This window comes from Aquimarina macrocephali JAMB N27 (assembly GCF_000520995.1).
Taxonomy (GTDB): Bacteria; Bacteroidota; Bacteroidia; order Flavobacteriales; family Flavobacteriaceae; genus Aquimarina; species Aquimarina macrocephali.
Map to the genome: position 1 here is coordinate 1 of NZ_JACA01000111.1, position 1,397 is coordinate 1,397.

2 protein-coding genes are annotated in these 1,397 nt (G+C 35.4%); both read left to right on the forward strand.

All coding sequences use genetic code 11. The features are described 5' to 3' along the window. Nucleotides 1-228, forward strand: a 228-nt coding sequence (locus Z054_RS32015; protein ID WP_035093855.1) for a hypothetical protein, incomplete at its 5' end; no start/stop codon positions are given. Nucleotides 229-484: 256 nt separating this feature from the next. After that, on the forward strand, nucleotides 485-1,397 hold a 913-nt coding region (locus Z054_RS30760), incomplete at its 3' end, for a BT4734/BF3469 family protein (RefSeq protein WP_051473955.1).

Here is a 1,397-nt window from a genome sequence, read left to right on the forward strand (position 1 = left end):
AAATACAGGGCTACTAAAGAAAAGATCATTACGGGGTTAAAAAAAACAGCAAGGACTTTTAATCGCTATTGTAATTTACTGGCCGATGACCATGCAGATATCCCTGCTCAGGATCTGGATATAATCGCGTCCCATTTAGATTGCACTGCGGATGAACTGAAAAACTATAAAGTAAACAAATCTACGGTGATGTATAAAATCAAACGTAGAGCCCGAAAAGTGGTATAACTTTTACACACCTCTTTTCTTTGACACATAACAATAGCGCATTTCGCCTACCTCTTGCGCTGTTATGAATCTATTGTATATACTATTGTTTCTATTAAGCAAACGCCAGTTACATTTCTGATTACCATCATTATTGACATACGGTTTAATGCTTTTACATATAAAAGCATGGGGATGCCTGTTTTACAGGCATAGGCTTGTAGTGTCCTTATATGACTACTTTTAAAAAAAAACATGATCATTTAAAACGATACGTATGATCACCAAACAGCATATTTTACAGAAAACTCATTATGGACTAAAGATCTTTGTCTATATCCTTCGGCAGTATTACCCGAAAGAAACCGTGCTTAGAGTGAGTGGAAACAAGTGTAGACCAGCCTATAATCCTTTTTCCAAACATCAAAGAAAAACGTTACAGATTAAAATTGTAAATCATTGTGCCACCTATATTGATTTAGAAGATACTATTTATAAGGGAGATGTGTTTGACTTTGCGCAATTGTATTTTAAAGCAGATACAGAACTAGAGTTGTTACTAAAGATCAATGATACTTTACATTTGAACTTAGAAACAAAGTTATCTAGGTATAGCTTACGACAAGCATACATTCAAAAGTACCTGGACATGATCCCTGATACCAAATGGGAACCAAGGTTTAGCTATTTTTCTAAAAACCTCTATAATCTTATTCCTTCCAGAACCATTGGATTGTTAGACGTGTATCAGATGCTTACAGACACCTCCCGTAAGTATCGCACTGCACATTTACGTAAACTTTCTTCAGAAAAAGAACAAAAAGAGTATAAGAAAAAGCATTTTGACTATGTTACTTTTTCCGGAGTGTTTACCAGGCGAAACAACAATGCACTTCGTACACATTCCAAACTCTTAACCATTGATATCGATGGAATTCCGAATACTACAGAATTAATGGATATTAAAAAGACGCTATTAAAAGATCCTTATTTTCCTTCTCAACTGTTATTTATGTCCCCAAGGGGAAATGGTTTGAAATGGATTATTAAAATAGCCTTGGATGAAGTTTCCCATACCGAATACTTTCAGGCAGTAATCAACTATGTAAAGGAAACCTATACCATCCAGATAGACACTTCGGGTAGTGATGTTAGTCGAGGGTGTTTGTTACCCTATGACCCTAATCCAT